General features: G+C 66.6%; 31 protein-coding genes. 26 read left to right on the top strand and 5 right to left on the bottom strand.

Annotated features, from left to right (window positions below):
* Nucleotides 1–27 precede the first annotated feature (27 nt).
* The 8 genes from EP380_RS10445 (at nt 28) to EP380_RS10480 (ending at nt 6864) form a co-directional block, all read left to right on the top strand.
* On the top strand, nt 28–522 hold the full coding sequence (locus EP380_RS10445) for a flavin reductase (RefSeq protein ID WP_106569437.1): 495 nt from the start codon (nt 28–30) through the stop codon (nt 520–522).
* 50 nt (nt 523–572) lie between these two features.
* Entirely contained in the window at nt 573–1502 is a 930-nt protein-coding gene (locus EP380_RS10450) for an AAA family ATPase (RefSeq protein ID WP_127598475.1), read from the top strand.
* A 14-nt stretch (nt 1503–1516) separates the two neighbouring features.
* Nucleotides 1517–2776: a vWA domain-containing protein gene (locus EP380_RS10455; protein ID WP_127598478.1), complete on the top strand. Its 1260-nt coding sequence runs from the start codon at nt 1517–1519 to the stop codon at nt 2774–2776.
* 28 nt (nt 2777–2804) lie between these two features.
* Nucleotides 2805–3143, top strand: a complete 339-nt coding sequence (locus EP380_RS10460; RefSeq protein WP_106569434.1) for an XdhC family protein — start codon at nt 2805–2807, stop codon at nt 3141–3143.
* 12 nt (nt 3144–3155) lie between these two features.
* The gene (locus EP380_RS10465) at nt 3156–3866 is read left to right on the top strand and encodes an XdhC family protein (protein WP_127598480.1); all 711 of its coding nucleotides are present in this window, start codon (nt 3156–3158) and stop codon (nt 3864–3866) included.
* Nucleotides 3863–5485: an NTP transferase domain-containing protein gene (locus EP380_RS10470; protein WP_127598482.1), complete on the top strand. Its 1623-nt coding sequence runs from the start codon at nt 3863–3865 to the stop codon at nt 5483–5485. Before EP380_RS10465 ends, EP380_RS10470 begins: the two co-directional genes overlap by 4 nt.
* A gap of 61 nt (nt 5486–5546) precedes the next feature.
* Nucleotides 5547–6413 (top strand): alpha/beta hydrolase family protein, encoded by an 867-nt coding sequence (locus EP380_RS10475; protein ID WP_238719819.1) that lies wholly within the window; start codon nt 5547–5549, stop codon nt 6411–6413.
* Between the two features lie 31 nt (nt 6414–6444).
* Nucleotides 6445–6864 carry a DUF1330 domain-containing protein gene (locus EP380_RS10480; protein ID WP_127598484.1) on the top strand — a complete coding sequence of 140 codons (420 nt, stop codon included), beginning with the start codon at nt 6445–6447 and terminating at the stop codon, nt 6862–6864.
* 12 nt (nt 6865–6876) lie between these two features.
* Here the strand turns inward: EP380_RS10480 and EP380_RS10485 are convergent, their stop codons facing one another.
* Nucleotides 6877–7917 carry a DUF1176 domain-containing protein gene (locus tag EP380_RS10485; protein ID WP_127598487.1) on the bottom strand — a complete coding sequence of 347 codons (1041 nt, stop codon included), beginning with the start codon at nt 7915–7917 and terminating at the stop codon, nt 6877–6879.
* Between the two features lie 208 nt (nt 7918–8125).
* Here EP380_RS10485 and EP380_RS23740 point away from each other — a divergent pair, with 208 nt between their 5' ends.
* From EP380_RS23740 to EP380_RS10500, 3 genes are all read left to right on the top strand, one after another.
* The gene (locus EP380_RS23740; RefSeq protein ID WP_238719820.1) at nt 8126–8590 is read left to right on the top strand and encodes a hypothetical protein; all 465 of its coding nucleotides are present in this window, start codon (nt 8126–8128) and stop codon (nt 8588–8590) included.
* A gap of 91 nt (nt 8591–8681) precedes the next feature.
* A complete protein-coding gene (locus EP380_RS10495; protein ID WP_106569429.1) occupies nt 8682–8981 on the top strand; it encodes a DUF2218 domain-containing protein in 300 nt (99 codons plus the stop codon).
* A gap of 84 nt (nt 8982–9065) precedes the next feature.
* Nucleotides 9066–10121: an aldo/keto reductase gene (locus tag EP380_RS10500; RefSeq protein ID WP_106569428.1), complete on the top strand. Its 1056-nt coding sequence runs from the start codon at nt 9066–9068 to the stop codon at nt 10119–10121.
* Nucleotides 10122–10171: 50 nt separating this feature from the next.
* Here the strand turns inward: EP380_RS10500 and EP380_RS10505 are convergent, their stop codons facing one another.
* Nucleotides 10172–10429, bottom strand: coding sequence for a YjhX family toxin (locus tag EP380_RS10505; protein ID WP_106569427.1), 258 nt, complete (start codon nt 10427–10429; stop codon nt 10172–10174).
* Between the two features lie 273 nt (nt 10430–10702).
* Between EP380_RS10505 and EP380_RS10510 the strand changes: the two genes are divergently transcribed.
* Together EP380_RS10510 and EP380_RS10515 are read left to right on the top strand one after the other, a co-directional pair.
* Nucleotides 10703–11329: a hypothetical protein gene (locus EP380_RS10510; RefSeq protein WP_106569426.1), complete on the top strand. Its 627-nt coding sequence runs from the start codon at nt 10703–10705 to the stop codon at nt 11327–11329.
* A 38-nt stretch (nt 11330–11367) separates the two neighbouring features.
* Nucleotides 11368–12189, top strand: a complete 822-nt coding sequence (locus EP380_RS10515) for a YdcF family protein (RefSeq protein ID WP_106569425.1) — start codon at nt 11368–11370, stop codon at nt 12187–12189.
* Between the two features lie 113 nt (nt 12190–12302).
* Here EP380_RS10515 and EP380_RS10520 read toward each other — a convergent pair whose 3' ends face one another.
* Nucleotides 12303–12995, bottom strand: coding sequence for a DUF599 domain-containing protein (locus tag EP380_RS10520; RefSeq protein WP_106569952.1), 693 nt, complete (start codon nt 12993–12995; stop codon nt 12303–12305).
* Between the two features lie 284 nt (nt 12996–13279).
* Between EP380_RS10520 and EP380_RS23870 the strand changes: the two genes are divergently transcribed.
* The 6 genes from EP380_RS23870 (at nt 13280) to EP380_RS10545 (ending at nt 18125) form a co-directional block, all read left to right on the top strand.
* Nucleotides 13280–13408 carry a hypothetical protein gene (locus EP380_RS23870; RefSeq protein ID WP_275069001.1) on the top strand — a complete coding sequence of 43 codons (129 nt, stop codon included), beginning with the start codon at nt 13280–13282 and terminating at the stop codon, nt 13406–13408.
* Nucleotides 13409–13579: 171 nt separating this feature from the next.
* A complete protein-coding gene (locus EP380_RS10525) occupies nt 13580–14980 on the top strand; it encodes an L-serine ammonia-lyase (protein WP_127598489.1) in 1401 nt (466 codons plus the stop codon).
* A 76-nt stretch (nt 14981–15056) separates the two neighbouring features.
* Nucleotides 15057–15497, top strand: coding sequence for a DUF1489 family protein (locus EP380_RS10530; protein WP_127598491.1), 441 nt, complete (start codon nt 15057–15059; stop codon nt 15495–15497).
* A gap of 152 nt (nt 15498–15649) precedes the next feature.
* Nucleotides 15650–16588, top strand: a complete 939-nt coding sequence (locus EP380_RS10535; RefSeq protein WP_106569422.1) for a division plane positioning ATPase MipZ — start codon at nt 15650–15652, stop codon at nt 16586–16588.
* A 97-nt stretch (nt 16589–16685) separates the two neighbouring features.
* On the top strand, nt 16686–17417 hold the full coding sequence (locus EP380_RS10540; RefSeq protein ID WP_106569951.1) for a vWA domain-containing protein: 732 nt from the start codon (nt 16686–16688) through the stop codon (nt 17415–17417).
* Between the two features lie 12 nt (nt 17418–17429).
* Entirely contained in the window at nt 17430–18125 is a 696-nt protein-coding gene (locus EP380_RS10545) for a DnaJ domain-containing protein (protein WP_106569421.1), read from the top strand.
* A 62-nt stretch (nt 18126–18187) separates the two neighbouring features.
* Here the strand turns inward: EP380_RS10545 and EP380_RS10550 are convergent, their stop codons facing one another.
* Nucleotides 18188–19462, bottom strand: a complete 1275-nt coding sequence (locus EP380_RS10550; protein WP_238719821.1) for a D-alanyl-D-alanine carboxypeptidase family protein — start codon at nt 19460–19462, stop codon at nt 18188–18190.
* A 420-nt stretch (nt 19463–19882) separates the two neighbouring features.
* Here EP380_RS10550 and EP380_RS10555 point away from each other — a divergent pair, with 420 nt between their 5' ends.
* From EP380_RS10555 to EP380_RS10580, 6 genes are all read left to right on the top strand, one after another.
* Nucleotides 19883–20212: a phasin family protein gene (locus EP380_RS10555; protein WP_106569420.1), complete on the top strand. Its 330-nt coding sequence runs from the start codon at nt 19883–19885 to the stop codon at nt 20210–20212.
* A gap of 262 nt (nt 20213–20474) precedes the next feature.
* Nucleotides 20475–20825: an ATP-dependent Clp protease adapter ClpS gene (clpS, locus tag EP380_RS10560; RefSeq protein WP_106569419.1), complete on the top strand. Its 351-nt coding sequence runs from the start codon at nt 20475–20477 to the stop codon at nt 20823–20825.
* A gap of 7 nt (nt 20826–20832) precedes the next feature.
* A complete protein-coding gene (gene clpA / locus EP380_RS10565) occupies nt 20833–23304 on the top strand; it encodes an ATP-dependent Clp protease ATP-binding subunit ClpA (RefSeq protein ID WP_127598493.1) in 2472 nt (823 codons plus the stop codon).
* Between the two features lie 22 nt (nt 23305–23326).
* The gene (locus EP380_RS10570; RefSeq protein ID WP_106569417.1) at nt 23327–23848 is read left to right on the top strand and encodes a hypothetical protein; all 522 of its coding nucleotides are present in this window, start codon (nt 23327–23329) and stop codon (nt 23846–23848) included.
* 45 nt (nt 23849–23893) lie between these two features.
* Nucleotides 23894–24643, top strand: coding sequence for an AzlC family ABC transporter permease (locus tag EP380_RS10575; RefSeq protein WP_106569416.1), 750 nt, complete (start codon nt 23894–23896; stop codon nt 24641–24643).
* Nucleotides 24640–24990: an AzlD domain-containing protein gene (locus EP380_RS10580; protein ID WP_106569415.1), complete on the top strand. Its 351-nt coding sequence runs from the start codon at nt 24640–24642 to the stop codon at nt 24988–24990. Before EP380_RS10575 ends, EP380_RS10580 begins: the two co-directional genes overlap by 4 nt.
* Before the next feature lie 23 nt (nt 24991–25013).
* Here the strand turns inward: EP380_RS10580 and EP380_RS10585 are convergent, their stop codons facing one another.
* The gene (locus EP380_RS10585) at nt 25014–25448 is read right to left on the bottom strand and encodes an HIT family protein (protein ID WP_106569414.1); all 435 of its coding nucleotides are present in this window, start codon (nt 25446–25448) and stop codon (nt 25014–25016) included.
* Nucleotides 25449–25540: 92 nt separating this feature from the next.
* On the opposite strand from EP380_RS10585, the gene EP380_RS10590 reads away from it, so the two are divergent.
* Nucleotides 25541–25870, top strand: a complete 330-nt coding sequence (locus EP380_RS10590) for a DMT family transporter (protein WP_106569413.1) — start codon at nt 25541–25543, stop codon at nt 25868–25870.
* The last annotated feature ends 11 nt before the right edge of the window (nt 25871–25881 follow it).

Genomic DNA, 25881 nt, shown 5'->3' on the forward strand with positions numbered 1-25881 from the left:
AGCGCTGGCGGAAAGGCCGGGCGGCAGGTGTTGAAGAAAAGCGAAATCGAACCGCGCCATTATCGCGATGCGATGGCGCAATTCGCCGGCGCGGTGCATGTGGTCACGACCGACGGGCCTTTCGGCCGGCGCGGCGTGACGGCGATCGCCGCCTGTTCGGTCACCGACAACCCGCCGACGATCCTGGTCTGCCTCAATCGCGAGAACGAAAACAACGACTGCTTCCTGCGCAACGGCGTGTTTGCGCTCAACACGCTGACGGCCGCCCACGAGGCGCTGTCGTCGGATTTTTCCGGCCTGACCGGCAAGAGCCAGGACGCGCGTTTCGCCGCCGCCGACTGGGACCGTATCTCGACCGGCGCGCCGGTTCTCAAGGGCGCGCTGGCGGTGTTCGACTGCGAAATCGTCGACACCAAGGAACTGGGCACCCACCGGGTCTATTTCGGCAGGGTGACAGGCCTCGATATCGGCGATAGCCTTGAGCCGCTTCTTTACCACAACCGCACCTACCGCGTGCTCTGACGGTCGGGCGGCACACCGCTTCCAGGGTCGATCCCTTATCCGGAGACGCAATGACGCGCCCGACACCGCCCGCCCTTCCGCAGTCGATCGACGACACGCTCGCCCTTTTGCAAGGCGCCGACTACGTCGCCGATCGCGCACTGGCGACGGTGCTTTTCCTGGCCCTGCGCATGCAGCGGCCGCTGTTCCTGGAAGGCGAGGCCGGCGTCGGCAAGACCGAGATCGCCAAGGTTCTGGCGAGCGCGCTCGACCGGCGCCTGATCCGTCTGCAATGCTACGAGGGCCTCGACGTCGCCTCGGCCGTCTATGAGTGGAACTACGCCGCCCAGATGATCGAGATCCGCATGGAGGAGGCCGCCGGCGCGGTCGACCGCGGCACGATGGAAAAGAACGTCTTTTCCGAAAAATACCTGATCCGCCGGCCGATCCTGGACGCGCTTTCCGGCACGGACGGCCGCGCGCCGGTGCTGCTGATCGACGAGCTCGACCGCACTGACGAGGCTTTTGAGGCCTTTTTGCTCGAAATCCTGTCCGATTTCCAGGTCACCGTGCCCGAACTCGGCACGATCCGCGCCGCCGAACCGCCGATCGTGGTGATCACCACCAACCGCACGCGCGAGATTCACGATGCGCTCAAGCGCCGGTGCCTCTATCACTGGGTCGACTACCCCGATGCTGCGCGCGAGCTGGAGATCGTCCACCGCAAGGTGCCGCAGGCCAATCAGCGCCTGTCGCAGGAAGTGGTCGCCTTCATCCAGCGATTGCGCCAGATGGACCTGTTCAAGGCGCCGGGCGTGGCCGAGACGATCGACTGGGCGAGCGCGCTGACCGAACTCGACAAGGTCGCGCTCGATCCCGAAACCGTGTCGGACACGATCGGCGTGCTTTTGAAATATCAGGACGACATCGCCCGCATCGAGGAAGGCGAGGGGCGCAAGCTGCTCGACGAGGTGCGCAGCGAACTCGCGGCGAGCGACTAGGGCCGGCCGGGGCCATGGATCAGCAGGTTACCGCTCCCCGCACGCCACCGCCGGACGGGCGCATCGCCGACAATATCGTCTATTTCGCCCGCGCGCTGCGCAAGGCCGGCATGCGCGTCGGCCCGGCCGCGGTCAAGGAGGCGATCGAGGCCGTGCTGGCCGGCGGCATCGGCACGCGCGACGATTTCTACTGGACCCTGCATGCGGTGCTGGTGACGCGCCGCGAGGACCACGCTGTCTTCGACGAGGCGTTCCGGCTGTTCTGGAAATCGCGCGAGCTGGTGGAAAAAATGCTGGCGATGTTTTCGCCGCAGGCGGTCGACCAGCGCGAGAAGGAACGGCCGCGCGCGGCCGAATCGCGCGTCGCCGACGCCATGTTCGAGGGACACGAGAAAAACCGGCCGCGCGAGGAAATTCCCGAGATCGAGGTCGACGCGCGGCTGACCACCTCGACCAGCGAGACCCTGCGCGCCAAGGATTTTTCGCAGATGACGGCCGCCGAACTGACCGAGGCGAAGCGGGCGATCGCGGCCCTGCGGCTGCCTTTCGACCAGGTGCGCACCCGCCGCTGGCGCCCGGACCCCCGCGGCGCGCGCACCGATCCGCGCGCCATGCTGCGGGCCGGCTTGCGCACCGGCGGCGAACTCATTCTGCCGAAATTCCGTTCCGTGCGCGAAGTTCATCCGCCGCTGGTGGCGATCGCCGATATTTCCGGCTCGATGAGCCAGTATACCCGCATCTTCCTGCATTTCCTGCACGCGTTGACCGAGCAGCGCCAGCGGGTGCACTCCTTCGTGTTCGGCACCAGGCTGACCAATCTGACCCGGCAGATGCGCCATCGCGATCCCGACGCGGCGCTGGCCGACTGCGCGGCGGCGGTCAAGGACTGGTCGGGCGGCACGCGCATCGGCCATACGCTTTACGAGTTCAACCGGCTGTGGTCGCGCCGCGTGCTCGGCCAGGGTGCGATCGTGCTTTTGATCACAGACGGGCTCGAGCGCGACGATATCGATCTGCTCGGGCGCGAGATGGAGCGGCTGCACAAATCCTGCCGGCGGCTGATCTGGCTCAATCCTTTGTTGCGCTTCGACGGGTTCGAGGCGCGCGCCCGCGGCGTGCGCGCCATGCTGCCGCATGTCGACGAGTTCCGCGCCGTGCATACGCTGGAGGCGCTGGACGATCTGTGCGCGGCGTTGTCGACACGGCGCGGCGCGCGTGCGGCCGATCCGCGCCGTTTTCTGGACGCGGTTTCCCTTGGCAAGCGTGCGGCGTGATCCTAGTGTCGGGCAAAGGAGTGCAGTCATGGAGAACCTCTCGGCCCTCGACGACCGTCGCGATCCGCTGCTGATCGCCGAACGCTGGATAAAGGACGGGCGCGCGCTCGCGCTCGCGACCGTGGTCGAAACCTGGGGCTCGGCGCCGCGCCCGGTGGGCAGCCATCTGGTCATCGACACCGAGGGCAATTTCGAGGGCTCGGTCTCCGGCGGCTGCGTGGAAGGCGCGGTGGTGGCCGAGGCCGCCGACGTGATCGAGACCGGCGCGCCGCGCCTGCTCGAATTCGGCGTCGCCGACGAGACGGCCTGGGAGGTGGGACTATCCTGCGGCGGGCGCATCAAAGTCTATGTCGAACCTCTCGGCTGAGCGGAGGACGCCATGCGTGCTGAAGCTCTGAGAGCGCTGAATGCCGAACGGCGCGCGCGCCGCGCCGCGATCCTGGTCACCGATCTCGCGGACGGGAGCGACCGGCTGGTGCGCGAGGGCGATGTGCTCTCAGGCCAGTTCGGCGAGGCGCTGCAGCGCGCATTCCGCTCCGGAAAATCCGGCACGGTCGAGGCCGAGGGCGGGTCGTTCTTCCTTAACGTCCATCTGCCGCCGCCGCGCATCGTGGCGATCGGCGCGGTCCATATCAGCCAGGCGCTGGCGCCGATGGCCCGGATCGCCGGTTTCGACATCGAGATCATCGACCCGCGCACCGCCTTCGCCACGCCGGAACGCTTTCCCGAGACCCGGCTTGCAGCCGAATGGCCCGAGGACGTCTTCAAACGGCGGCCGCTCGATGCCTATACCGCGCTCGCCGCACTCACCCACGATCCCAAGATCGACGATTTTCCGCTCAAGGCGGCGCTGGAGACGGGCTGTTTTTATGTCGGCGCGCTCGGCAGCCGCAAGACCCACGCCAAGCGCCTGGCCCGGCTCGCCGAAGCCGGCGTGACGGACGAGGCAAGCGGACGCATCCATGCGCCGATCGGCCTCGATATCGGCGCGGCAAGCCCGGCCGAGATCGCCGTGGCGGTCCTGGCCCAGATCGTCGCCGCCCTGCGCTCGCGCGGACTGGCGGCAGTGACCGAAAGCCGCGCGGCATGAAGTTCGGTCCCGTACCGCTCGACCGGGCCGAGGGCGCGATACTCGCCCACGCCACCCAGGCCGGGACGCGCCGGATCAAGAAGGGCACCCGCCTCGGCGCGGCCGAGATCGCGGCCTTGAGGGAGGCCGGCATCGCGGAGGTCGCGGCCGCCGTGCTCGACCCCGGCGACCTGGACGAAAACGAGGCCGCCCGCCGGATCGCCGCAGCACTCAAAAGCCGCGGCGTGGAGGTCCGGGACGCGGCGACCGGACGGGTCAATCTGCATGCCGGGCCGGCAGGGGTGTTTTGCGTCGACCGCGCGCTGATCGACGCCATCAACGCCGTCGACCCGGCGATCACCATCGCGACGCTGAACGACCATGTGCGCGTCGAGCCGGGCCGGATGGTGGCCACGGTAAAAATCATACCCTTCGCGGTCGCCGGCACGCTGGTCGACGCGGTCGAGGCGATCGCCGCGCGGGGCGCGGTGTTCGGCGTGCATCCGTTCGCGGCCCGACGCGTCGCCCTGATCCAGACGAGCCTGCCGGGCACCAAGCCGAGCGTGCTCGACAAGACGGTCAAGACGATGCGCGCGCGGCTGGAGCCGTCGGGCAGCGCGATCGCCTTCGAGCGCCGCACGCCGCACGACGAGGCGAGCCTGGCGCGCGCACTCGCCGACGCCACCGCCGGCAGCGACATCGTGATCGCCTTCGGCGCGTCGGCCGTCAGCGACGGCGACGACGTGATCCCCGCCGCGATCCGCGGCGCCGGCGGCACGGTCGAACGCTTCGGCATGCCGGTCGATCCCGGCAATCTGCTGGTCAAGGGGCACATCGGCGCGGTGCCGGTGCTCGGCGCGCCGGGCTGCGCCCGCAGCCCGAAGGAAAACGGCTTCGACTGGGTGCTCGACCGCATGCTGGCCGGTCTGGACGTCGATGCCGGCACGATCGCCGGCATGGGGGTCGGCGGGCTGTTGATGGAGATCGCCACCCGGCCGCAGCCGCGCGAGGCGCGCCCGCCGGCCGACGCCCAGACAAAACCGGCAAACGTGCACGCCGTGCTGCTGGCGGCCGGACGCTCGAGCCGCATGGGCGGACCCAACAAGCTTCTGGCCTCGTTCGACGACACACCGCTGGTGCGGCGCAGCGCCGAGCGCGCGCTGGCAAGCCGCGCGGACGGGCTGACGGTGATCCTCGGCCATCAGGCCGAGCGCGTGGCCGCGGCGCTTGCCGGGCTTGCCGTCGCGACCCGCCGGAACCCGGATTTCGCCCAGGGCCTGTCGACCTCGCTGAAGGCGGGCCTGCACGCCGTGCCGGAGGCGGCCGACGGCGCGCTGGTGCTGCTTGCCGACATGCCCGCGATCGGCACGGCGGCACTCGATGCGCTGATCGACGCCTTCGAGCGGTCCGGCGGGCGCGCCGTGGTGCGCGCCACCCATAACGGCAAGCGCGGCAACCCCGTCATCCTGCCGCGGGCGGTGTTTGTTGCCGTCGACGGGCTCGCCGGCGACACCGGCGCCCGCCATTTGGTCGAAAGCGGGCTCGCCGAGGTGATCGACGTCGAAATCGGCGCGGCGGCGAGCATCGATGTCGACACGCAGGACGCGCTCGCCCGGGCCGGCGGCGTGCTCGAGGAATAGCAGCGCGGCAACGCCCATGCCGGGCTTGCCAAGCCCGGCAGCGGACGGCACAGTCGCGGCGATGACCACGACCCTTCGCCGTTTTCTGCTTGTCGTCGCCTTGTCGCTTGCCGCCGGCAGCGCCGGCGCTTTCGAACTCGCCCCCCACAAGGACCGGCTGTTCGCCTATCCGGCAACCCTTAGCTCGGCCGACGGCGGCCGATACCGCGTCGTCGACTATCGCGAGATGCGCGACATCAACGGCCGCGACGCGGTGCCGGAACGGCGGGTGCGCGACGACTATGTGTCGCTGCGCGTGCGCGCGTTCCAGCAGCAATACGCGCTCGGCGATCTGCGCCACTACGCGGTCGGCCGGCGCGAGGGCGCCAAGATCATCACCATCTATCTGCACGGCCAGGGCGGCAGCCGCCGGCAGGGGGTCGACGATTTCACCTTCGGCGGCAATTTCAACCGCATCAAGAACCTGATGACGCGCAATGACGGGCTTTATCTGTCGCCCGATTTTCCCGATTTCGGCGCCGGCGGCAAAAAGGCGATCGCGATGCTGATCGATCACTACGCCGCGCGCTCGCCGGCCGCGCCGGTCTTCGTTGCCTGCGGCTCGATGGGCGGGGCGCTGTGCTATGCGTTGGCAGAGGACGAGCGTGTCGCGTCGCGGCTGGGCGGGCTGCTTCTGCTCGGTTCGCACTGGGATACGGGTTTCTTGAAAAGCCCCGCTTTCAAGCGGAAGGTTCCCGTCTTCATCGGTCAGGGCAGCCGCGACACGGTGTTTCCGGTCGAAAAGCAGGAAACGTTCTTCCGCGCGATCCTGGCGGCGGCACCGGACTATCCCGTGCGCTTCGTGCGCTTCGAAACCGGCACCCACGGAACGCCGATTCGCATGACCGACTGGCGCGAGACGCTCAACTGGATGCTGGCGCAGCGCTGACACGACCCGTTTGATTTTTTGGAGATCGCCCATGGCCGGCTTCGTCGATCCGACCCGCGAGACATTCGGCACTTTCCGGAAAATGGCGGAGGAGGGGCCCGTCCACATGCTCAATCTGGTGCGGCTGCGCGCGCAGGCCGCCTATCCGGACGGGCGCCAGGCGACCGGCGCGCAGGCCTATGCCGCCTATGGGCGCGAGAGCGGCCCGGTCCTGCGCCGGGTCGGCGGCAGGGTGGTGTGGGCCGGCGATTTCCGGCTGATGCTGATCGGCCCCGAGGACGAGCACTGGGACCGGTGCTTCATCGCCGAATATCCGTCCGCCGCCGCCTTCGTGGAGATGGTCAAGGATCCCGACTACCAGAAGGCGGTCGTGCATCGCCAGGCGGCGGTCGCCGATTCCCGCCTGATCCGCCTGGCGCCGAAAGCGACCGGCAGCGGCTTCGACGGCTGAATTTCTGGCCGGCTACGGCGCGGAATAATAGTCCAAAAGCAGTTCGGGATTGACCGCGCCGTCATAGGTCGCGTCAACCTCGTATTTGACCAGCGAGAACTGGCCCTGGCGGAACAGCCACGTGCCGGAGGCGGCGGCATCGCCCAGCCCGCGCCATTTGGCGTAGGCGGTGACGACGAAGTTTTCCGGGTCGTAATCCGAGTTCACGAGCTGGTTTTCGGCGGTGAAACCGACGATGCGCATCGAATCGACCGGGCCCTCGCTGTCGTCGTCCCGATAGCGGATGTCGAGCTCGGGCATGGCAAAATGCAGTTCGCGCACGCCGTCGATCTCGTCCTCCCGGTAATAGACATGCATCTCGTTGTAGGCGCCGGCCCGGCAGTAGAACCGGAACAGCCGCATTTGGCGTTCCGGCGCATCGGCGTCGTCGGTGCTGTAGCGGAAGCCGATCGTGTGCACATCCGGCGCGCGCGGTCCGTCGCTGCCGGGCGGCGCCCCGCCGCAACTCTGGGCGTAACTCGCCTGAAACAGCGCCTTGGCGCGCTCGAGTCCGGCATCGCCGGCCGGCCCGGCCGGTGCATCGCCGCATTGCGCCGGCAGCGCATCCTCCAGCGGTTCGGAGGCGGGCTCAAGGCTGGCTGCGACGATGAACAGCGGGCGGAACGGCTCGTCCTGGATCTGCGGATCGATCAGCCGCGCCGTGTAGCAGCCGGCAAAGAGTTTTGGGGCGCCGCCGTCTTCCGTCGCCCGGATCGCGACCGGGACCCGGTAAAACACGCTACCGGCCGCGCCTTCCGCGGCCGCGGCCCCAACAACGAGCGCGACGCTTTCGGTCGCAGCATAGCCGGCTGCGAAATCGTCGAGCGTGGCGGCCGGCTTGTCGTCGCCGAAATAGCTCCAGGCGCGGGCATATTCCTTGCGGTTGACGGCGTTATAGTAGGAGGCGATCAGCGCCGCCGCATCGGAACGGTCGTCCAGATAGGGCCGGTCCTGCGCGGCGGCCGGCGCGGCGGCCGCCATGGCGGCGACAAGGCAAGATAGACCGGTGCGCATGCTGTTTCTCCTGCGATCACGGTGTTGCGCTCGCACCCAGCATAGGCGGCCATCGGGGCGATGCTATGAACAGTCTCACCCAGCGCGCGCGAGACGCAAGCCCTCCGCCGGGCAATGACTCAATTTGGTCCGGTTTTTCAGTCAGCTTGTTAATCCCTTGCGCCTATCGTGTCGGTGCGTTCGTGGCGAAACCCTTGGAGCAGGTGGTTTGAGCGGCTTCTCGACCAGCGAGTTTGCAACCCTTCTCGACGAACTCATCGCCGCCAAGGCCGACGAGGGCGAGGCGGAGCGCGCCGGACCGTCAGTGCCGTTCGGCTTCGTGCCGTCCTCCGAGGCGGTGGAGGAATTGTGGGCCAATGTTCCCGGCGAGGTGGTGGCGAGCCTTTACCGCCGCACCGGCCTGGAGAGCCTGGCCGAGAACGCGCCCGGCATCGAAACGCCCGACCCGCCCGAAGACCCGTTGCCGCCGGCCGATCCGGGCGCGATCGCGGCCGAACTCAAGATCGCCTATGCGCGCTGGCCGAAGGATTTCGACCGGATCCGGCGCGAGTTCGCCCGCGACAACCACCCCGACAAGGTGGCGCCGCATCGCCGCGAGCGGGCGCTGGTGCGCATGCAGATCGCCAACATGCTGATCGACCGGGCCAAGCGCAACGCGGCGGCCAAACGCTGACCGTTGTAACTTGAGTAATTTTGTCAGATTTAACTTGCTTTCCGGACCGCGCTGACCGATCTCTCCTGGCTGACATCAACAGGAGACGATCATGACAGCCCCGCAAGACGCTTCGCTGAGGGCCACCGCGACGGTGGCGACCGACAAGGCCAGCCGCTATCTGCAGCAATTGTGCAAGCATTTCGGGCACAAACGTCCCGTCACCTTCACCCCCGAACGCGGCTCGATCGCCTTCGATTTCGGCGCTTGCGAGCTTGAGGCCGGGGACGAGACGCTGACCATGACGGTGAACGCCGGCACGCCGGAAGACCTCGAGCGCATGCGCACGGTGATCGCCAGCCATCTCGAGCGTTTCGCCTTCCGCGAACCGCCGGCGATCGACTGGCGCTGAGGCGAACGCTTTTACGCGCATCGATCGGCCGTTATAGTCGGCTCTCCAAGATCCGCCCGGATCGATCACTCCCGGAGAGTTTTTATGCAAAAGCGCCGCATCGGCCGCACGGACCTGCTTGTTTCGCAAATCTGCCTCGGCTCGATGACTTGGGGCGAGCAGAACACCGAGGCCGAGGGCCACGCGCAGATGGATCTGGCCTTCGCGCGCGGCGTGAATTTCATCGATACGGCCGAGCTCTATCCGATCCCGCCCAAGGCCGAGACCCAGGGCCGAACGGAAGCGATCATCGGCAGCTGGATGAAGGCGCGCGGCAATCGCGGTGATGTGGTTCTGGCCTCGAAAGTCGTCGGGCGCACGGCCAACGACTGGTTTCGCGGCGGCCGGCCGTCGAAACTCGTGCGTGCCGACATTTTTGACGCGATCGACAAGTCGCTGGCGAAACTGCAGACCGACTATCTCGACCTCTACCAGATCCACTGGCCCGAACGGCCGATACCCTGGGGCTCCAACCCGACCCGCGTCGGCGCCGCTGACAAGGCCGACGGGCCGGCGGACGAGACGCCGATCGCCGAAACGCTGGCCGTGTTCGACGAGCTGGTGACGGCCGGCAAGATCCGCCATGTCGGTCTGTCGAACGAAAGCAGTTGGGGCCTGATGCGCTTCATCGCCGAAAGCGAGCGGCAGGTCGGGCCGCGCGTGGCCTCGATCCAGAACGCCTACAATCTCGTCAACCGGACCTTCGAGGTGAACCTGGCCGAGGTCTGCCGCCGCGAAGGGGTCGCGTTTTTGGCCTATTCGCCGCTGGCGCAAGGCTATCTGACCGGAAAATATGAGGGCGGTGCCTTGCCGAAGGGCTCGCGCAAGCAGCTTTTCGACCGGCTGCAACGCTACGAGACGCCGAACGCGGCCGAGGCGTTCGACGCCTACAACGCGCTCGCGCGGCAATTCGGTATGGAGCCGGCCCTGTTTGCCAACGCGTTCGTCACCCACAGTCCCGTCGTGACGTCCAACATCATCGGCGCCACCTCGATCGCCCAGCTCGAGACCGCGCTGGCGTCGGCCGCGGTGGACTGGACCCAGGAGATGCAGGACGCCGTCGACGCCGTGCACCAGCGCCTCGGCAATCCCTGTCCGTAACGGCGCCGCCCGTTCCGGCCGCACGGCGCGGCGGCCGGAACGGGCGCGACTCAGCGATTGTCCATCTGCGCGCGCACCAGGGCGAGCCCACGGCGCGTGATGCGGTAGGGACCGCCGCGGCTGGAGGCGATGGCGCGCTTGCGCCGGAGCTTGCCGAACAGAAGCGGGTCGAAACGCGTCAGCCGCCAGCCTTCGCGGCTATAGCACTCGATGTCTTCGACCTGTCCGTCTTCGTCGCGCAGCAAACGGATGAAACCGCCCTGCGCCAGCACGTGCAGAACGCGCTGTTCCTTGCGTGAAATGTCCATTTTTCGGTGAAATCCACGATGCGCGGCGCCAGGCGCCGCGACCACGACAGGCAGCGCCGCGCCCCGGGGGCGCGCCGTGCCGGCTCATGGGTGGGCCCGATCCGCGAGCGGATCGGGCTTTATCGGGATTCACAAAATGTGGACATAAAAACTCCGAACTGCCGGGTGATAGACGAAAACCGCCTCGGGTCAATCCGGTACGGCAGGCACGAATTGTCGTAAGCCGCGCGCGTTGATAATTTGCAACAGGGTCACGGGTGGGAAATCGGACATATGAGTGATGCGACGGATCGGGCCGAGCGCGTGCCGGCGCGCCGACAAGGGCGGATCGTCATCCGCGAAACCGAGGATGGCATCGGCGTCTACAACCCCGCCCGGCGCGAGCCGCTGGCGATCGGGTTCTTGTCTTTTTGGCTGATCGGGTGGGCGGTGGGCGAAGTCTTCGTCGTGACCCAGGTGCTCGGCGGCGGCCCGCAGGCGCTCGACATCTTCGTGCTGCTCTGGCTGGCGGTGTGGACGGCGGCCGGTTTCCTGATCGGCGGGGTGGTGCTGTGGCAATTGGTCGGCGTCGAAAAACTGTTTTTGGTCGGCGCTGGCGCGATCGTGGTCGAACGCGGCTTCCGGCCCTTCGGCCGCAGGCAGGTCTATCCGGTCGAAAAGGTCTCCTCGGTCGGGTTGATGCCCGACAAGCCGCCGGAAGTGTCGAGCATTTTCGCGCCGCGCCGGATCGGATTCGTCGTCGACGGCACGACGCGGAGCTTCGGCATCGGGCTCGACGAAGCCGAAGCCGCCGCCGTGCTTTCCGAACTGCGGCAGTTCGTCGACCGGTTCGCCCCGCCGGAACCGGAGAGGACCGAGCGGCCGAAAACGGACGAACGAGAAAACCCGGCTCGGCCCTGAGCCGGTCGGGCGCCGATGCGCCAGGGGAGAAATCCAGCTTGTTTTACGTCGTATCGAAGATCTTCTGGGCGCTGGCCAATCCGTTGAGCCTGGCGGTCCTGCTGCTGATAGCCGGGCTGATCGCCGCCTTGGCGGGCTGGCGGCGCAGCGCCGGAACCGCGACGGCCGCCGCGGCCATGATTCTGCTTCTCGGCGGGTGGACGACGACGGGCGCGCTTGTGCTGCAACCGCTCGAGGACCGGTTTCAGCGCCCCGGCGCGCTGCCCGACACCGTTACCGGCATCGTGGTGCTCGGCGGCGGCTTCGAGGGCGGGGTCAACCGGGTGCGCGGCGGCTACGAACTGAACCGCGGCGGCGACCGTTTCGTGGAAACCGCGATCCTGGCCCGGCGTTTGCCCGAGGCCAAAATCCTGATCTCGGGCGGCAGCGGCGCCTTGCGGCTAAAAGGCGAAGGCGACGCCGACACCGCGCCGCGGCTCTTGCAGGCGCTCGGCGTCGACCCGCAGCGGCTGATCCTGGAGAACCAGTCGCGCAACACCTACGAAAACGCGCAATTCTCACTGCGGCTGGCCGATCCCCAACCGGGCGAGCGCTGGCTGCTGGTGACCTCCGCCTTCCACATGCCGCGCGCCATGGGCCTGTTTCGCCAGGCCGGTTTTGCCGTCATCCCCTGGCCGGTCGACTACCGTACCAGCGGCCTGGAAACGCCGGGCCTCGCCCAGGACAACCCGATCGATTCGCTGCATAATATGGTGATCGCCGTACGCGAATGGATCGGGCTTGCCGCCTACCGGCTGGCCGGCTGGACCGACGCCCTGCTGCCCGCGCCGCGCCAGGACGAGATGGCCGAACGAGGCTGACGGGGCCAAACCTGGAGCCGTTCTGCTTTTCGCGGAAGCGCAGACCGGCTCCACCTTATCGTTTTGACGCGTTTTTGAACGGCGAACCGGCGTCCACTTCGCCTGGAAATGCTTTAGACGTGCGCCGCGAGCGCCTCGCGCGCCTTGGAAAAATATTGCCGCCGGACCAGCACCGTCAGAATGAACAGGGTCGTTGCCGCCAGCGCGATCGGCCCCAGGAACCAGCCGAGATACCCGATCGAAAAGAACATCGCCCGGAGGCCGGCATTGAAATGGCCGCCGGCCACGACATTCATGCCGATGGCGCGCGCGACGCTGCGCTCGACCGTGTCCGCGTCGGCCGTCTCGCCGGCCTGCGGCACGGCGCCGATCAGGATCGAGCAATAGTTGAACAGCCGGTAGGCCCAGCCGAACTTGAAGAAAGCATAGGCCAGGATGATCATCAGGCCGAGCACCTTGTCCTCGAACAGCGCCCGCGTCGGCTCGGGCGAATAGGGCACGTCGGCCAGCACCGCCACCACCGCGTCGGAGGCCTGCAGCAGCGCGAAACAGCCGCCGAGCGCGATCAGGGAACTGGAGGCGAAAAACGCCGTGCCCTGTTGGAGCCCGGTCATGATGCCGGTGTCGACCATGCGCATCTCGCGTACGGCCATCGTGCGCAGCCAGGCCTCGCGCTGGGCGTTCATCAACTGGCTGAGACAGGGCCGCGAGAAGAAATGCCCGGCCGTCGTCAACGCATGGCCGATCCAGGCGACAAGGAAGAACGCGAACGCGGCCAGGTCGGGGGCGGAAAGGGAATCACCGATCATGGCGACGAGCATAGTCCGATCCGGTCGAAAATTCCGTCCTTCTCGCCGCCTTGATTTCGACCAAACCGTTGCGCTTTCGTTACCGGGTGTAAAATTTTAATCTATTGATAAAGAAGGATGTTTTTAGGAGGGACGGGCTGGCGCCGCCGCTTTTGGCCGCAATTGCGCCGCTTTTGGTGTTGCAGTGCGGCAGGCGAGGGGCTAAAGCACGGGCCTCGAAGCGGCGCGTGCGGGACACGACGGTGGCGCGCCGGGGGCAAACACGGAAAATACGGAACATCATGGACGATAGCGTTCAAAAGTCGTGCTGGGGTGTGACTGCCAAGGCCATTGCGGGCTTTGCCTTCGTCATTCTCGTCGCGTGGCTGATCGGCGGCGCCGAAACGGCCGTGATCGCGACCGCGGGGTAGGCCCGAGCCCGATCCAGAGAATTCACAAAGACCGGGGCGCGGCAGCCATGCCGCGCCCTTTCTGTTTGCGCGTATCGGGTGTATGTCGCGCACGGACCAGGGATCGTCGGACCGCGTGAAGCGGTCCGGCGCGAAACGGCAGACAACGGCGCGAAGCACCGGACTGGAAAAATGTTTCTTTCCGTATTCGATCTCTACAAGATCGGCATAGGCCCATCGAGTTCGCACACGATGGGGCCGATGAGCGCGGCCGGCCGCTTTCTCGACGAGATCGCCGGCGACGAGTGGCCGCGCCCGAGCGGTGTCGCCGTGGAAAGCCTTTCGGCCAGCCTGCACGGTTCGCTCGCCTTTACCGGCATCGGCCACGGCACCGACCGTGCGGTGATTCTGGGCCTGGCCGGCGAGAACCCGACCACGGTCGACCCCGATCAGATGGAGGCCATTCTGGCCACCGTGCGCGCGGACAAGACGGTCAGGCCGGCCGGCCATCCCGCCTACCGCTTCGATCCCGACTCAGACCTGGTGCTGGACAAGTCCACGCCACTGCCCGGCCACGCCAACGGCATGGCGTTTTGCGCGCATGACGGGCAGGGGCGGGTCCTGTTGCGGCGTGTCTATTATTCGATCGGCGGCGGCTTCGTGGTCTCGGAAGAGGAGATGCAGCGGCTGAAGGCGCGCGGCGCGGCGCCGGCGGGCCCGAGCGTTCCCTATCCCTTCGGCACCGCCCGGGAAATGCTCGACATGGCTGCAAAAAGCGGGTTGTCGATCGCCGAGATGAAACGGGTCAACGAACAGACCCGCCAGAGCGGCGAGGCGCTCGACGCCGGCCTCGAAGGCATCTGGGCGGCGATGCAGGCCTGTATCGAGCGCGGCCTGTCGAAGGACGGCATCATGCCGGGCGGGCTGAAGGTGCGCCGGCGCGCGCGCGTGCTGCACGACAGGCTGGAACAGGACTGGCGCGAGAACCGTCCCAACCCGCTGCTCGCCAACGACTGGCTGGCGGTGTTTGCGATGGCGGTCAACGAGGAAAACGCCGCCGGCGGGCGCGTTGTGACGGCGCCGACCAACGGGGCGGCCGGCGTGGTGCCGGCGGTGCTGCGCTACTGGCTGAAATTCCACGTCGACGCCGACGCGCGCGGCATCAAGGACTTTTTGCTGACCTCGGCCGCGATCGGCGGCATCATCAAGCACAACGCCTCGATCTCGGGCGCCGAGGTCGGCTGTCAGGGCGAGGTCGGATCGGCCTCGGCGATGGCCGCGGCCGGGCTGGCGGCGGTGATGGGCGGCACGCCCGAACAGGTGGAAAACGCCGCCGAGATCGCGCTCGAGCATCATCTGGGCATGACCTGCGACCCTGTCGGCGGCCTGGTCCAGGTGCCGTGCATCGAACGCAACGCGCTCGGCGCGGTCAAGGCGGTCACCGCCGCCTCGTTGGCGCTCAAGGGCGACGGGACGCATTTCGTGCCGCTCGACGTGGCGGTCGAAACCATGCGCCAGACCGGCCTCGACATGAACGAGCGCTACAAGGAAACCAGCCAGGGCGGGCTCGCGGTCAACGTGGTGGAGTGCTGAGGCCGGGCAGGGGCCGTTGTGGAGAACCGACGCTGCCGCTTGACCCGGGCCGGATCAGCGCTACACCCTTTCACGCATGGCACTTCACTTGGTCAAACTGTGTGTCGGCGCCGATAGCGTCGAGGATCTTCAGGGCTGGATCGAGGCCAGACTCGACGCCATGCGCGGCGCCGGCGAGACCCCGGAACATTTCCACACCACCCGCATGATCCCCAAACGCCGCGACGAACTGCTCGACGGCGGGTCGCTCTATTGGGTGATCAAGGGCAACGTCCAGTGCCGGCAGCGCCTGACCGACATCAGGCCGTTTACCGACAAACAGGGCGTGTCGCGCTGCCGGCTGGTCTTCGATTCGCGGATCGTGCTGACCGAATGGCAACCCCGTCGCGCCTTCCAGGGCTGGCGCTACCTGCAGCCCAAGGACGCACCGCGCGACATCGACGACAGAAGCGGCGGCGGCTGGCAGACGCTGCCGCCGGAGCTGCGGCGCGAACTTGCCGAGCTCGGTCTGCTTTAGACTTCGTTCACCGCGCCCAAACAACACCCGCCCGCCTGGGTGAAAGAAGCCGCGCGCTTTACCAAAAATCGCACTTCTTGCTGTAGTGCAGCGGAAATGATTGATGCCGCCGGAAAAAAGAGTCAGTCTCGCCATTGGGTGGAGTGACAACGATGTTGTTGGCGGGGGTGAAGGGACATGCGACCGAGCGGCGCGATCGCGGCGCTCACGTTGTCGTGTGCGGCAACGAAAAGGGCGGCTCGGGCAAGTCGACGACGGCGATCCACATCGCCGTCGCGCTGCTGAAGTCCGGCTATTCGGTCGCCACCGTCGATCTCGACGGGCGCCAGCTTTCCCTGACGCGCTACGTGGAAAACCGGCGCCGCTGGGCACACAAGGCCCAAATCCCGCTCGCCGTTCCGCAGCATTTCCACGTGCCGCCGGCCCGGCACGACACGATCTCGGATGCCGAGAGCGAAGAATTCCGCAAGCTCGCCGGCGGGCTCGCCGATATCGAGAACGCCCACGATTTCGTGATCATCGACACGCCCGGTTCCGATACGTTCCTGAACCGGCTGGCGCATCGCATCGCCGACACGCTGGTGACGCCGATGAACGATTCCTTCATCGATTTCGACGTGCTCGCGCGCATCGATCCGGTGAGCTACGACATTCTGGAACTTTCGCAATATTCGGCCTCCGTGCGCGACGCACGGCGCGAGCGCCGGCAGACCGACAATGCGATCCTCGACTGGGTGGTGGTACGCAACCGCATGTCCTCCTTCACCTCGCGCAACGAGCAGAAGGTCGATTCGTGCCTGAGAAACCTGGCCGCCCGGCTCGGCTTCCGGCTCGCCGACGGGATTTCCGAACGCGTCATCTTCCGCGAGTTCTTTCCCATCGGGCTGACCGCGCTCGACGATTTCGACGAACACGTGCTGGGCACCAAGCCGACCCTGTCGCATCTGGCCGCGCGCCAGGAAATCCGGCTGCTTCTGTCCGCCCTGCGGCTGCCGACCAACGAGATGGGCCGCAAGCGGCTCGCCATGCGCCGCAAGCTGGCCGATTCCTCGAGCCGGCCGCTCGAACTGCCCGACATCTTCGCCAACTGACGGGCCGGCGCCGCGCCGGTTCCGACCGGATCGCCCACATCTTTGGCCCATCGACGGGCTTGCAAGTTCCCTCCGCACGCCACATTTTCCAAAAATGATGAACAAACGGGACAAACCGCTCGCGCGCAGGCAGGCCGACCGGCCGGCCGAACAGCGTTCCGACGCGGGGGCGGTGGACGCCTTCCTGCGCCAGGCCAAGGCGTTGCGGACCGTGTCGGGCCTGGCGCGCGGGCGGCTGGTGCTCGCCCTCGACGCCACGATGAGCCGCCAGCCGACCTGGGATCTGGCCTGCCGTCTTCAGGGCGAGATGTTCCAGGCGGCGGGGCAGTCGGGAAAATTGCGGGTCCAGCTGGTCTATTTTCGCGGTTTCGGCGAATGCCGCGCCTCGAAGTTCGTGCTCGATACCGACGAGCTGACCCGGCTGATGACCCGGATAGACTGCCGCGGCGGGCGTACCCAGATCGGCAAGGTGCTGTCGCACGCCCTCAAGGAGAACGAGCGCGAGAAGATCGACGCGCTGGTCTTCATCGGCGACGCGATGGAGGAAAATGTCGACGAACTCGCCGATCAGGCCGGCCGGCTCGGCCTGCGCGGCGTGCCGGTGTTCGTTTTCCAGGAGGGCCATGACGGTGCGGCCGAAGTGGCGTTGAAGGAAATCGCGCGGCTGTCGCGCGGCGCCTGGTTCCGGTTCGACCGCGCCGCCGCCGGCCGGCTGGCCGAACTGTTGTCGTCGATCGCCGTCTACGCCACCGGCGGCTTTGCCGCCCTGGAGGCGCGCGGCAGCGCCGGCGACCGCCTCCTCATCGAACATCTGGGCAAGAAACGGTAGCGGACGCGCGACATGACGGTGCTGTTTTACCTTGCGGCGATCCTGCTTGTCGCCGTACTGGCCGCGCTGGCGTTCCTGCGCGCCAATCCCGCCAGGCTGGCCGCCGGGCTGAATGTGGCCGGGCCCGTGTTTGTCGGGCTTGCCGGTCTCGGCCTGATGCTGGCGGGACGGGTCGGCCTGGCCGGGGTTCTGATGTCGATGGCGGCGGCCTGGTTTGTGTCCGGGCGCCGGCGCCGGCAGGCACGCCCGTCGCGGGGGCGGGTATCGACCGTGCGCACGGCGGCGCTGGAAATGGAATTGGACCACGATTCCGGCGCCCTTGAAGGCGCCGTGCTCGCCGGCCGGCACGAGGGGCGCACGCTCGGCGGCATGGATCGCGACGAGCTTCTCGAGCTTCGCGACGCGCTCGGCGGCGACGCGGAAAGCCTGCAGCTATTGGAAACCTATCTTGACGGCCGATTTGCCGGTTGGCGTGAAGGCCTTGACGGTGACGCGCACGGGCGGGAGCGAGCCTCTCCAAGCACGGGCCCCATGACAAAGGAGGAGGCCTACGAGATCCTTGGTCTTGAAGCGGGGGCCGGTGCGGCGGACATCCGCGAAGCGCATCGCCGCCTGATGCAGCGTGTGCACCCCGACCTCGGCGGCTCGTCCTTTCTGGCCGCCCGCATCAACGAAGCTCGCGATGTCCTGCTGAATGGTCATGACTGAAGTCTCCGTCGACTAAAAACCTGCCCGGGAGAGGGTCGGGAAATTCCGGATGCGGATGCCGCCTATTGCTGGGCGGCGTAGCACTCGATCTTCTTGCGTTTCAGCGCCTTGCAGGCGTTCCACGCAGCCGTCTTGGTGGTGAACCCGCCGAAACGGGCGCGATGATAGATGGTGCCTTCATGTTCGAACGGAACCGTGAAGGGCGAGGCGTCCGACAGGATGTTGCCGGCCGCGGCCCGCGTCTGTGACAGGGCGACCAGCGCGTCCTTCTGGTTGGGCGAGGAGGCAACCTGCACCACCCATCCCGAAACGGCGGTGGACGACGTCTTGACCGGGTCCACCCGGGCGGCGACGGAATTGCGGATCTCCGTGGCCACATCGCCGCCACCGCCGGGCACAGGCGCCCCCGGCCGCGGCGCGGGTTCGGGCGCATAGGCCGCGACGACGACCTCCTGCGGGCGCGCCTTCGGCGTGGGAATGTTTGCCTTGGGCAGAGCAACCATGCCGGCAACGGCGATCGAGCCGGGGTTGATGGTGCGCTTGGCCACCAGCGGACCGCGGTCGCGCGTCGAGGCCTTGGGCAGATATTTCTTGATCAGCTCGGCCATGTGGGCGTCGCGGGTGCGGCCGGACCGGCCGCCCATGACCACGGCCACGACGCTGCGCCCGCCGGTTTTGACCGACGAGACCAGATTGAAGCCGGAAGCGCGCGTATAGCCGGTCTTGATGCCGTCGACACCCTTCACGCGGCCGAGCAGCTTGTTGTGGTTGCGCATCCGGCGCTTGCCGAACTTGAACGAGCGCGTCGAAAAGTACCCGTAATATTTCGGGAAATGCTCGCGCAGCGCGATGCCCAGAACGGCCATGTCGCGCGCCGTGGTCTTCTGGGCCGAGTTCGGCAGGCCGGAGGCGTTGCGGAACGTGGTCTTCGTCATGCCGAGCTGGCGCGCCTTGGCCGTCATCTTGCGCGCGAAGCCGGATTCGGTGCCGCCGAAATATTCGGCCAGTGCCGCGGAGGCGTCGTTGGCCGACTTCGTGACCAGCGCGTAGATCGCCGTTTCCAGCGAGATCGAGCCCCCGGCGCGCACGCCGAGCTTGGTGGGCGGACGCGCGGCGGCATGTTTGGAAAACGGAATCCGCGTGCTCTTGTTGACCTTGCCGGCCTCCATCGCCTCGAACACCATGTAGAGCGTCATCATCTTGGTGAGGGAAGCGGGATAACGCGGCGCGTCGGCATTGGATTCGTGCAGCGTCTTGCCGGTATTGGCGTCGACGACGATCGCCGCATATTTCGACGCGTGCGCCGGCGCCAGGGCGAACACCGCCAGCGCGACCAACGTTGCTGAAACCGTCCGGACCGCGGACCGGACCCTCGATGAACCAAATACGCTCACGCTTGCCACCTTCAAAAACCTTCCGGTGTGTGTGTTGCGGGCCGCGAACCAGCCGGACGCCGCGACGCCATTTCCCCCAAGCTAGAAGCCACGCCGTTACCATTCCGTTTATGGTAACCGAGTTCTTCACCATTTCCCTGGCATTCGCCTCTCATTCGAACGGCCGCGCCGGCGGCAGGCCTTGGAAACGCCGCCACCCGCGGCCAGCCCCCTGATTGCGTCGGCAGGGGTTTTCCCGCGCTGCGCAGCGGCAAGCGTGTCGATGGCAGCACGGCGCAATCTTGACATTTGCTGCAGTGCAAACTAGTTTGCTGCATCGCACATAGGTGCATGCAGCCTCCTCCAACACGCCGGGAAAACACCATGATGCAGTCGTTCGAAGACACCAACAAGCTTGGCAAGGAATATATCGACAGCGGCCTGCAGAGCGCCGCCGCGCTGTCGAAGGGGTTTCAGGCCATCGCCGTCGAAACCACCGAATTCTCCAAAAAATCCTTCGACACGGCGACCGCCGCCATCGAAAAGCTGGCCGCCGCCAAATCGCTCGACACCGCGATCCAGGTGCAGAGCGACTACGCCAAGCAGGCCTACGAGGCCTTCGTCGCCGAGGCCACCAAGCTGAGCGATCTTTATGCCGACCTGGCCAAGGACGCCTACAAGCCGTTCGAATCGGTCGTGTCCAAAACCGTCTGACGCGCGTCCCGTCGCGCCCGACGAGAGATTGCCCGCATTTTTTGCGGGCTCCGCAGAAGCCCGGTCGCGCAAAGGCGGCCGGGTTTTTTCGTTTCGCGGCCACGATCGGTCAATCGTGACCGGATTTCGCCCCGCCAGCGCCAACGCTCATATTGTCAGCGCCAGAGAAGGCCTTAAAATCGGCATAGGATTGACTACATAGGTCGTTCTGTCCCGCGAACGAGATGAGGGCTTCCAAGACTTGACGACAGGTAAGGCAGCCATGGGAGACCAGGCCGTAAGAATGCAGGGCGACGACGGCGATCGGGGCACCCCCGGGCGGGGGACCACGGTTATCACGCGTACCAAGCCCAAGACGAAGAAGCCGAGCCTTTATCGGGTGCTCATCCTCAACGATGACTACACCCCGATGGAGTTCGTCGTGCACGTCCTGGAGCGTTTTTTTCAGAAGGATCGTGAAGCCGCCACACGCATCATGCTTCATGTTCACAACCACGGCGTGGGCGAATGTGGCATATTCACCTTCGAGGTGGCGGAAACGAAGGTATCCCAGGTGATGGATTTTGCCCGCCAGCACCAGCATCCGCTACAATGCGTGATGGAAAAGAAGTGAGGTTCTAATGCCGGCTTTCTCGCAAGGCCTCGAACGGGCGCTGCACCAGGCGCTGACCTACGCCAACGAGCGGCATCACGAGTATGCCACGCTCGAACATCTGCTGCTGTCTCTGATCGACGATCCGGACGCGGCCGCGGTGATGCGCGCCTGCAATGTCGATCTCGACGAATTGAAGCAGACCGTGCTCGGTTATATCGACACCGAGCTCGATAATCTGGTGACCGGCTACGGCGAGGATTCCAAGCCGACCGCCGGCTTCCAGCGCGTCATCCAGCGCGCCGTCATCCACGTCCAGTCCTCCGGGCGCGAGGAAGTGTCGGGCGCCAACGTGCTGGTCGCGATCTTCGCCGAGCGCGAAAGCCACGCGGCCTATTTCCTGCAGGAACAGCAGATGACGCGCTACGACGCCGTCAACTACATCTCGCACGGCATCGCCAAACGTCCCGGCGCCACCGAAACGCGCTCGCCGCGCGGCGCCGAGGAAGAGCAGGGCCATAGCGGCGGCGAGGCCGAGGAGGGCGGCAAGAAGAAACAGCAACAGCAGGACGCGCTCACCGCCTATTGCATCAATCTCAACGAGAAGGCCCAGGCCGGCAAGATCGACCCGCTGATCGGCCGCGAAAGCGAGATCAACCGCACGATCCAGGTGCTGTGCCGCCGCTCCAAAAACAACCCGCTCTATGTCGGCGACCCGGGCGTCGGCAAGACGGCGATCGCCGAAGGCCTGGCAAAGCGCATCGTCGAGGGCGACGTGCCGAACGTGCTCGCCGAATCGACCATCTTCGCGCTCGACATGGGCACGCTGCTGGCGGGAACCCGCTATCGCGGCGATTTCGAGGAGCGGCTGAAGCAGGTCGTCAAGGAGCTGGAGGAGTTTCCCGGCGCGATCCTGTTCATCGACGAGATCCACACCGTAATAGGCGCCGGCGCCACCTCCGGCGGGGCGATGGATGCCTCCAATCTGCTGAAGCCGGCGTTGTCGTCGGGCACGATTCGCTGCATCGGCTCGACCACCTACAAGGAGTTCCGCCAGTTCTTCGAAAAGGACCGCGCCCTGGTGCGCCGGTTCCAGAAGATCGACGTCAACGAACCGACCGTCGACGACGCGATCGAGATCATGAAGGGGCTGAAGCCCTATTTCGAGGAATTCCACAAGGTCAAATACACCAACGAGGCCATCAAGGCCGCGGTGGAACTGTCGGCGCGCTACATCAACGACCGCAAATTGCCCGACAAGGCGATCGACGTGGTCGATGAGACCGGCGCCTCGCAAATGCTTCTGCCGGAGACCAAGCGCAAGAAGACGATCTCGATCAAGGAAATCGAATCGACCATCGCCACCATGGCGCGCATCCCGCCGAAGACGGTTTCGGCCGACGACGAGAAGGTTTTGGCCGGCCTGGAGGCCGAGCTCAAGAGCGTCGTCTACGGCCAGGACCGCGCCATCGAGGCGCTGGCGTCGTCCATCAAGCTGGCGCGCGCCGGCCTGCGCGAGCCGGAAAAGCCGATCGGGGCCTATCTGTTCTCCGGCCCGACCGGCGTCGGCAAGACCGAGGTCGCCCGCCAGATCGCGTCCTCGCTCGGCGTCGAGCTGCTGCGTTTCGACATGTCGGAATATATGGAGCGTCACACGGTCTCGCGGCTGATCGGCGCGCCGCCCGGCTATGTCGGCTTCGACCAGGGCGGATTGTTGACCGACGGCATCGACCAGCATCCGCACTGCGTGCTTTTGCTCGACGAGATCGAGAAGGCGCATCCCGACCTGTTCAATATCCTGTTGCAGGTGATGGATCACGGCAAACTGACCGACCACAACGGCAAGCAGATCGATTTCCGCAACGTGATCCTGATCATGACCACCAATGCGGGCGCGGCCGACCTGGCCAAGCCGGCGATCGGCTTCGGGTCGTCCAAGCGCGACAGCGACGACATGGAGGCCATCAACCGCATGTTCACGCCGGAATTCCGCAACCGGCTCGACGCGGTGATCCCGTTCGGCTCGCTGCCGGTGCCGGTGATCCACAAGGTGGTGCAGAAATTCGTCATGCAGCTCGAGGCCCAGCTTTCCGAACGCGGCGTCACCTTCGACCTGTCGCAGGACGCGATCGCCTGGCTGGCCGACAAGGGATATGACGAGCGCATGGGCGCGCGTCCGCTGGCGCGCGTCATCCAGGACAACATCAAAAAACCGCTCGCCGAGGAGGTCCTGTTCGGCAAGCTCAAGAAGGGCGGAACGGTCCGCGTCAGCGTCGAGACCAAGGAGGACGGCGAGACCGGCCTGAAACTCGACGCGATCGCCGACACCGTGCCGGTGAAGCCGAAGAAGGAAGTGCCGGCCAAGCGCAAGCCGGCCAAGAAGCCGCGCGCCAAGCCGGCGGCGAAAAAGGCCAAGCCGGCAGCCGCGCCCAAGGGCAAGGACAAGGACAAGGAGCCGCCCAAGCGCAGCCTCGTGCCGCAAATGCCGCGCAAGAGCTGATCCGGCGGCCGGCACGCAGGCGATGAACCGGCTGCGCGACCGTCTGGCCGAGAATGCCCGCGGCGAAATCGGGCAGGCGAGCGCCGTCGCCCGGGAGGTCCTGGACTGTCCCGGGCAACTCGATGCGCTGGTCGCGCTTCTGGCCGACGACGATGCAACCGTGGTCGCCCACGCCGCACACGCGGCCATGCAGGTCGCGCTCGACCGGCCCGACCTGTTCCAAGGCCGGGCCGCACACCTGATCAGCCTTCTGGCGCGGCCGGGCCCTTGGGAACGCGGCGAACAGCTCCCCAAAATCCTCGCCCGGCTCGACCTTGAGAAGGGCGAAGCCTCCCGGCTGGCGAAGATCCTTCTCGGCAAGCTGGACGAACGTTCGACCATCGCCGCCGCCTCTGCCCTGTCGGCGCTGGTGGAGCTGGCGTGTACCGGCCGGATCGAGCCCGCCGTGGCGCGCCGCGCCCACAGCCGCGCGCTGGCCTCGCCGCGCAAGGCGCTCGCCGCCCGCGCGCGCCGACTCGCCCAAAAGGTGCGCGACCTTGGCTGAGGCCGCGCACGCGCACATCGCCGGCACGCGCCCGGCGCAAAAGCGATGAGCCGCGCCGATCCGCCGACGACCAAGGTCGACAATGCCGGTCCGTGGCGCTGGTTCCTGCGCGGCGTTGCGGCGTCGTTTTCGATCCCGGGCCTGATCCTGGCCAGTGCCTTTGTCGGCTTCGCCGGCCTGGCGCGCGAAGCCGGCCTGACCATGGCCGAGACCGTGTTCATGGTCGGCATCGTGTGGGCGCTGCCGGCCAAGGTGGTTCTGGTCGGCGCGATCCTGTCCAACACCACGCTTCTCGCCGCCGCCTTCGCGGTCGCGCTCTCCTCGGTGCGGCTGATGCCGATGGTGGTCGCGATCGTGCCGGAAATGCGCGCGCCGACGACACGCAAATGGGTGCTCTACGCTTTGTCGCATTTCGTCGCCGTCACCTCCTGGGTGGTGGCGCTTGAGCGTTTTCCGACCGTGCCCCGGCACCGGCGCACGGTTTTCTATGCCGGGCTGGGCGCAACGCTGGTGGTTCTCAACATGGTCGTGGTCGCGGTCGTGTTCAGCCTGGCGCAGAACCTGCCACCGATCGTCGGCGCGGCGCTGTTTTTGCTGACCCCGATCTATTTTCTGACCTCGCTGTGGGGATCGGCGCGCGAGCGCGCCGGCCATCTCGCCATGGTATTCGGGCTCGCGCTGGGACCGGTCTTCCATCTCGTCGCGCCGGGCGTCGACCTCTTGGCGGCGGGCCTGCTCGGCGGCCTGATGGCCTATGGCTGGCACCGCTTCGCCAGCCGGAGGGCGCGCGAATGAGTTTCGCCGCGATCGACACCTGGTGGTGGCCCTATCTGTTCATCCTGCTTGCCGGCTGGCTGGCGACGGATTGCTGGCGTTATCTCGGCGTCTATCTCGGCGACCGTCTGTCGGAGGACGCCGACATTCTGGTCTTCATCAGGGCGGTGGCGACCGCGCTGGTGGCGGCCGTGATCGCCAATCTGATCATCTTTCCGGCCGGCGCGCTCGCCGCCACGCCGCTCGCCCTGCGCATCGCCGCCGCCATAGCCAGCTTCGTGGCCTATCTCGCCGCCGGCAAGCGCGTCTTCGTCGGCATTCTGGCCGGCGAGGCGGCGCTCTTGGGCGGGCTTTTCCTGCTGGGCTGACTTTTTGCGGCTTCCCGCAAGACTCAGAGCGCGGCCAGCGCTGTCCTGATCTTTTCGGCCTGCTCGGCCAGGACAGCCTGGTCGGCCATCTCGCCGGTATGGGGACGAAGCTTCACCCCCTCGAAACGCGGAATGACGTGCACGTGCAGATGAAAAACGACCTGGCCGCCGGCCGGCTCGTTGAACTGCTGGATTGTCACACCGTCGGCCGAAAACGCCCTGGTGACGGCCCTGGCCAGAAGCTGGGCCGTGGCCATCACCGCGGCCAGGTCGGTCGCCTCGACGTCGAGAATGGTGCGCGACGGCTTTTTCGGGATCACCAGGCAATGGCCGTCGCCGCGCGGCATGATATCCATGAAGGCCAGCGTGTGCTCATCCTCGTAGAGCCTGTGGGCGGGCAATTCGCCGCGCAGGATCTTGGCAAACACATTGTCGGCGTCGTAGGCGGGCTGGCTCATCTGATCCTCGTCGTGTGACCGCTATCGCGGCCATGTTTCGGCGCTAGTTTCACCGTCGTCAACCGGGCAGGGCCCGAATCGCGGAGCCGTCGATGACCTATTTTTACCTCGCCGCCGCCATCATGTTCGAGGTCGTGGCAACCACCGCGCTCAAACAGACGGACGGCTTCACCAAATTGTGGCCGTCGCTGGTCACGGTCGGCGGCTACGCGCTCGCCTTCTATTTCCTGTCGCTGCCGCTGCGGGTGCTGCCGGTCGGCGTCATCTACGCGGTCTGGTCGGGTGTCGGCATCGTGTTCATCACCGCGATCGGCTGGCTGTGGTTTCGCCAGACGCTCGATCTTGCCGCCATCATCGGCATCTTGTTGATCGTCGCCGGCGTGCTGGTGCTCAACCTGTTTTCCAAGACACTCGCCCACTGAGCCCGCCGCCG

This window comes from Nitratireductor alexandrii (assembly GCF_004000215.1).
In the GTDB taxonomy this organism is placed as follows: domain Bacteria; phylum Pseudomonadota; class Alphaproteobacteria; order Rhizobiales; family Rhizobiaceae; genus Mangrovimarina; species Mangrovimarina alexandrii.

What these genes read in the sequence shown, in the direction of transcription:
- EP380_RS10470 (WP_127598482.1), top strand. Translation starts at nt 3,863, where the DNA reads ATGAAGTTCGGTCCCGTACCGCTCGACCGGGCCGAGGGCGCGATACTC.
- EP380_RS10530 (WP_127598491.1), top strand. Translation starts at nt 15,057, where the DNA reads ATGGCACTTCACTTGGTCAAACTGTGTGTCGGCGCCGATAGCGTCGAG.
- EP380_RS10480 (WP_127598484.1), top strand. Translation starts at nt 6,445, where the DNA reads ATGGCCGGCTTCGTCGATCCGACCCGCGAGACATTCGGCACTTTCCGG.
- EP380_RS10590 (WP_106569413.1), top strand. Translation starts at nt 25,541, where the DNA reads ATGACCTATTTTTACCTCGCCGCCGCCATCATGTTCGAGGTCGTGGCA.
- EP380_RS10585 (WP_106569414.1), bottom strand. Translation starts at nt 25,448, where the DNA reads ATGAGCCAGCCCGCCTACGACGCCGACAATGTGTTTGCCAAGATCCTG.
- EP380_RS10540 (WP_106569951.1), top strand. Translation starts at nt 16,686, where the DNA reads ATGAACAAACGGGACAAACCGCTCGCGCGCAGGCAGGCCGACCGGCCG.
- EP380_RS23870 (WP_275069001.1), top strand. Translation starts at nt 13,280, where the DNA reads ATGGACGATAGCGTTCAAAAGTCGTGCTGGGGTGTGACTGCCAAGGCC.
- EP380_RS10545 (WP_106569421.1), top strand. Translation starts at nt 17,430, where the DNA reads ATGACGGTGCTGTTTTACCTTGCGGCGATCCTGCTTGTCGCCGTACTG.
- EP380_RS10575 (WP_106569416.1), top strand. Translation starts at nt 23,894, where the DNA reads ATGAGCCGCGCCGATCCGCCGACGACCAAGGTCGACAATGCCGGTCCG.
- EP380_RS10580 (WP_106569415.1), top strand. Translation starts at nt 24,640, where the DNA reads ATGAGTTTCGCCGCGATCGACACCTGGTGGTGGCCCTATCTGTTCATC.
- EP380_RS10450 (WP_127598475.1), top strand. Translation starts at nt 573, where the DNA reads ATGACGCGCCCGACACCGCCCGCCCTTCCGCAGTCGATCGACGACACG.
- EP380_RS10570 (WP_106569417.1), top strand. Translation starts at nt 23,327, where the DNA reads ATGAACCGGCTGCGCGACCGTCTGGCCGAGAATGCCCGCGGCGAAATC.
- EP380_RS10465 (WP_127598480.1), top strand. Translation starts at nt 3,156, where the DNA reads ATGCGTGCTGAAGCTCTGAGAGCGCTGAATGCCGAACGGCGCGCGCGC.
- EP380_RS10555 (WP_106569420.1), top strand. Translation starts at nt 19,883, where the DNA reads ATGATGCAGTCGTTCGAAGACACCAACAAGCTTGGCAAGGAATATATC.
- EP380_RS10495 (WP_106569429.1), top strand. Translation starts at nt 8,682, where the DNA reads ATGACAGCCCCGCAAGACGCTTCGCTGAGGGCCACCGCGACGGTGGCG.
- EP380_RS10485 (WP_127598487.1), bottom strand. Translation starts at nt 7,917, where the DNA reads ATGCGCACCGGTCTATCTTGCCTTGTCGCCGCCATGGCGGCCGCCGCG.
- clpA (WP_127598493.1), top strand. Translation starts at nt 20,833, where the DNA reads ATGCCGGCTTTCTCGCAAGGCCTCGAACGGGCGCTGCACCAGGCGCTG.
- EP380_RS10475 (WP_238719819.1), top strand. Translation starts at nt 5,547, where the DNA reads ATGACCACGACCCTTCGCCGTTTTCTGCTTGTCGTCGCCTTGTCGCTT.
- clpS (WP_106569419.1), top strand. Translation starts at nt 20,475, where the DNA reads ATGGGAGACCAGGCCGTAAGAATGCAGGGCGACGACGGCGATCGGGGC.
- EP380_RS10505 (WP_106569427.1), bottom strand. Translation starts at nt 10,429, where the DNA reads ATGGACATTTCACGCAAGGAACAGCGCGTTCTGCACGTGCTGGCGCAG.
- EP380_RS10535 (WP_106569422.1), top strand. Translation starts at nt 15,650, where the DNA reads ATGTTGTTGGCGGGGGTGAAGGGACATGCGACCGAGCGGCGCGATCGC.
- EP380_RS10510 (WP_106569426.1), top strand. Translation starts at nt 10,703, where the DNA reads ATGAGTGATGCGACGGATCGGGCCGAGCGCGTGCCGGCGCGCCGACAA.
- EP380_RS10455 (WP_127598478.1), top strand. Translation starts at nt 1,517, where the DNA reads ATGGATCAGCAGGTTACCGCTCCCCGCACGCCACCGCCGGACGGGCGC.
- EP380_RS10500 (WP_106569428.1), top strand. Translation starts at nt 9,066, where the DNA reads ATGCAAAAGCGCCGCATCGGCCGCACGGACCTGCTTGTTTCGCAAATC.
- EP380_RS10460 (WP_106569434.1), top strand. Translation starts at nt 2,805, where the DNA reads ATGGAGAACCTCTCGGCCCTCGACGACCGTCGCGATCCGCTGCTGATC.
- EP380_RS10525 (WP_127598489.1), top strand. Translation starts at nt 13,580, where the DNA reads ATGTTTCTTTCCGTATTCGATCTCTACAAGATCGGCATAGGCCCATCG.